Genomic DNA, 3,648 nt, shown 5'->3' with positions numbered 1-3,648 from the left:
AGCCGAAGCAGGCCGACGTCGCCTACGCCCTCGGCACGATCTTCGCCTTCAACATCGCCGCCGTCCTGCTGTTCCCGCCGCTCGGGCACCTGCTCGGCCTGAGCCCGCACGCCTTCGGCCTGTGGGCGGGCACCGCGATCAACGACACCTCCTCGGTGGTCGCCGCCTCCTTCGCCTACGGCGGCGACGCCGGGTCGTACGGCCTCGTCGTCAAGCTCACGCGGACGCTCACGCTGATCCCGATCATCATCGTGCTGGCCGTGCTCAAGGCCCGCCGCGAAGCCCGGCAGGCCGACCCCGGCGCCACGGTCGCCGCGATGCCGTGGCGCAAGATCGTGCCCCTGTTCCTGCTGGGCTTCGTCGCCGCGGCCGGACTGAACAGCCTCGGCGTCATCCCCGGGTCCTGGCACCCCGCCCTCACCGCGCTGGGCACGTTCCTGATCACGACGGCACTGGCCGGGATCGGGCTTTCCCTGCGCCTGGGCGACCTGCGCCGCGCGGGCGCCCGGCCGCTGCTGCTCGGCGGGCTGCTCTGGATCGCCGTCGCCGCGACGAGCCTCGGCCTGCAGTCGATCACCGGCACGCTCTGACCCGGCCGGTAGCATTCGGCCGGTGACCGACAGCCACGGCAACCGGCCGGACCTGCCCCGGAAGGTGTCCCGCTTCGTCGACCTGCTGCGGGCCGCGGACCAGCGCCCCGGCCTGGTCCGGTCGGCACGCGCCGTGCGCCGCCTGGTCCCCGGCGATCGCGACCTCGGTGACGCGCTGTCGACGGTGGCGGGCCACCCGTCGGACCGGGTCGCCCGTCTGCTCGCCGAAGCGAAGGCCGAGCAGCCGAGCGCGGTGCGGGAACTCGGGCTCGCGGCCGTCCAGGTCTGGCAGGCCGTCGCGCAGGGGCGGCACGGCGAAGCCGGCGAGGCGACGATCGTGTTCACCGACCTGGTCGGCTTCTCCAGCTGGGCCCTCGACGTCGGCGACGCGCGGGCGCTCGAGCTGCTGCGCGCGGTTTCGACCGCGAGCGAGGCGACGATCTCCCGCCACCGCGGCCGGGTCGTCAAGGGCCTCGGCGACGGCTTGATGGCCGTCTTCGCCGACCCGGCGGCCGCGGTCGAGGCGGCGTACGAGACGTGCGGCGCGGTCAGCGCCATCGACGTCGGCGGCTACCGCCCGCAGCTGCGGGCCGGCCTGCACACCGGACGTCCGCGCAAGGTCGGCCGCGACTACTTCGGCGTCGACGTCAACATCGCGGCCCGGATCGCCGACGCGGCCGCCGGCGGCGAGGTCCTCATCACCGGCGACGTCCTGGCGCACCTCGACGCCGAGCGGTTCACTCTCCGCCGCCGGCGCCGGTTCCGCGCGAAGGGCGCGCCCAGCGACCTCGAGGTGTTCGCCGTCGTCCCGCGGTACGACGAAAACTAGCGGGCCAGCCAGTAGACGACGCCGGGCACCACGACCAGCAGTGCCACCGCTAGCCAGTACGGGCCCGCTTTGAGCTGCGGCGCGCGGAAGGCGAACAAGGCGTTCAGGCCCGCCACGACGAGTCCGGCGAACACCACGGCGGCCAGGCCGAGCCCGATCGCGAAGCCCGCGCCGTCGTCGACCACGGTGGGGTCGGGCGTGCCCAGCCCGAGCTCCCACGCGAGGACCTGCGTCCCCAGCATCGCGAACAGGACCGGGTAGGCGCACGGGATGGCCAGCAGCAGGTTGAGCGGGACGCCGATCATCCAGACGTGCCGCGGGCGGAGCTGACGAGGGGCCATCCGCACATCATGCCGGGCTCAGGCCCTCGCCGAGCACCCGGTTCAGCTCGGGCAGCACGGTCGCCAGGTCCTTCGTCGTCCGGAAGACCACGATGGACGCTTCACCGTCGTCCTCGGGCCGGGTGAACAGGGCCACGGTCTCCGCCATCGCCGCGTCGAACTCCCGCTCCGGGTCGCTCGACCGGCCGCGCAGCCAGCGGCGCAGCACGTGGTTGTGCGCGGTCACGACCGCGCCGGCCATCAGTTCCGCCCGCAACGCCGTGTCCTCGCCGCCGCCCATCCAGCGGTGCAGGAAACCCCGGAACAGCCGCTGGTACTGCTGCAACCCCGAGATCTCGCGGTCGCGCAGCACGGGCACGCTGCGCGTCAGCTGGTACCGGGTCCGCGCCAGCTCGCCCTCGGCGAGGTAGTGCCGCAGGACCAGCCGGGTGCCTTCGGTGACCGCGAGCAGCGCGGTGCGCTCGGTCGAGCCGGCCAGGCGGGCCTCGATGGCCTGGAGCAGCACTTCGTGGTCGGGGAAGATCACGTCTTCCTTCGCCCGGAACGTCCGGAAGAAGGTCGTGCGGCCGACTCCGGCGCGCTCGGTGATGTCGTCGATCGTCGTCTGGTCGTAGCCGCGCTCGGCGAACAGCGCGAACGCCGCCTCGACCAGGCGTTCCTTGGCCGTCATCCGCTTCCTCCGCCCTGCCGTGGCCCAGCGTAGGGCGTGGCGGTCGTCATATCCGTGAACCACGCCTTCAGCTACCGGTCGGTACTGAGTACCGTCGAAAGGGTATCGAGTCCCAGAGAGGTGGCGGCGATGGAACGCGTGGGCGTGGTCGGGTGCGGGCAGATGGGGGCCGGGATCGCGGAGGTGTGCGCCCGGGCGGGCCTCGGCGTGGTGGTCGTCGAGTCGAGCCCGGAAGCCGTGGCGGCCGGACGGCGCCGGCTCGAAGCGTCGCTGACCCGCGCGGAGAAGAAGGGCAAGGTACCCAGTGCCGCCGCGATCCTCGACCGGATCCGGGTCACCGATTCCCTCGACGACCTCGCCGACCGCACCTTCGTCGTGGAAGCGATCGTCGAAGACGAAGCCGTCAAGACGGAGCTGTTCGGCCGGCTCGACAAGGTCGTGACCGCACCGGACGCGATTCTCGCGTCCAACACCTCGTCCATCCCCATCATGAAGCTGGGCACCGCCACCGAACGGCCCGCGCAGGTCGTCGGGGTGCACTTCTTCAACCCCGTGCCGGTGCTCCCGCTGGTCGAGCTGGTGCCCAGCCTGCTGACCACCGAAGCCACCGTCGACCGGGCCCGCGCGTTCGCCCAGGACGTGGTCGGCAAGCAGGCGATCCTCTGCCAGGACCGCGCCGGGTTCGTGGTCAACGCGCTGCTGATCCCGTTCATCCTCGCCGCGATCCGCATGTTCGAGTCCGGCTTCGCCAGCCGCGAAGCCATCGACGAAGGCCTCGTGCGCGGCGCCGCCCACCCGCAGGGACCGCTCGCCCTCGCCGACCTGATCGGCCTCGACACCACCAAGGCCGTCGCCGAATCGCTCTACGAAGAGTTCAAGGAACCGCTCTACGCGCCCCCGCCGCTGCTGGCCCGCATGGTCGACGCCGGGCTGCTCGGCCGCAAGACCGGCCGCGGCTTCTACACCTATGAGCGGCCATGACCGAGTGCCGCTGCTTGTGCGTCCCGGCCGGTCACGAGCACCACATCTGCACCGGCACCGCGGAACGCGGGAACTCGGTCCCGCTCCCCGGCAGCCCGACCGGGGCCTTCGTCCCGGCCTGCCCGCCGTGCCACCGCGCGACACTCCCCCACGGGCCTCGACGGCGGGTGGTCGAGCCGCCGCGGCGCCTCGACGCCCGTGACTGGGACGCCGCCGCGCTCGCCCGGCCCGGCCGGC

6 protein-coding genes are annotated in these 3,648 nt (G+C 72.9%); 4 read left to right on the top strand and 2 right to left on the bottom strand.

Features of this window, described 5'->3' with window-relative positions; genetic code table 11:
• On the top strand, window positions 1–590 hold a 590-nt coding region (locus G3I65_RS42420), incomplete at its 5' end, for a YeiH family protein (protein ID WP_160701092.1).
• 22 nt (window positions 591–612) lie between these two features.
• Entirely contained in the window at window positions 613–1,419 is an 807-nt protein-coding gene (locus G3I65_RS42415) for an adenylate/guanylate cyclase domain-containing protein (protein ID WP_309235979.1), read from the top strand.
• On the opposite strand, the gene G3I65_RS42410 is transcribed toward G3I65_RS42415, so the two are convergent.
• Both G3I65_RS42410 and G3I65_RS42405 read right to left on the bottom strand, forming a co-directional pair.
• Complete coding sequence (locus G3I65_RS42410) at window positions 1,416–1,760, bottom strand: hypothetical protein (protein ID WP_160701091.1); 345 nt, start codon at window positions 1,758–1,760, stop codon at window positions 1,416–1,418. The two genes, G3I65_RS42415 and G3I65_RS42410, sit on opposite strands and share 4 nt — an antisense overlap.
• Window positions 1,761–1,767: 7 nt before the next feature.
• Window positions 1,768–2,430 (bottom strand): TetR/AcrR family transcriptional regulator, encoded by a 663-nt coding sequence (locus G3I65_RS42405; RefSeq protein ID WP_160701090.1) that lies wholly within the window; start codon window positions 2,428–2,430, stop codon window positions 1,768–1,770.
• A gap of 120 nt (window positions 2,431–2,550) precedes the next feature.
• On the opposite strand from G3I65_RS42405, the gene G3I65_RS42400 reads away from it, so the two are divergent.
• Both G3I65_RS42400 and G3I65_RS42395 read left to right on the top strand, forming a co-directional pair.
• The gene (locus G3I65_RS42400; RefSeq protein WP_309235978.1) at window positions 2,551–3,411 is read left to right on the top strand and encodes a 3-hydroxybutyryl-CoA dehydrogenase; all 861 of its coding nucleotides are present in this window, start codon (window positions 2,551–2,553) and stop codon (window positions 3,409–3,411) included.
• Window positions 3,408–3,648 (top strand): hypothetical protein (locus tag G3I65_RS42395; RefSeq protein ID WP_160701088.1); only part of this gene is annotated, 241 nt, incomplete at its 3' end. The genes G3I65_RS42400 and G3I65_RS42395, both read left to right, overlap by 4 nt.

It is taken from the genome of Amycolatopsis sp. SID8362 (assembly GCF_010550475.1).
Classification (GTDB): domain Bacteria; phylum Actinomycetota; class Actinomycetes; order Mycobacteriales; family Pseudonocardiaceae; genus Amycolatopsis; species Amycolatopsis eburnea.
The sequence above is the reverse complement of the archived record's forward strand: the minus strand, read 5'-3'. Positions and strand labels throughout refer to the sequence as shown.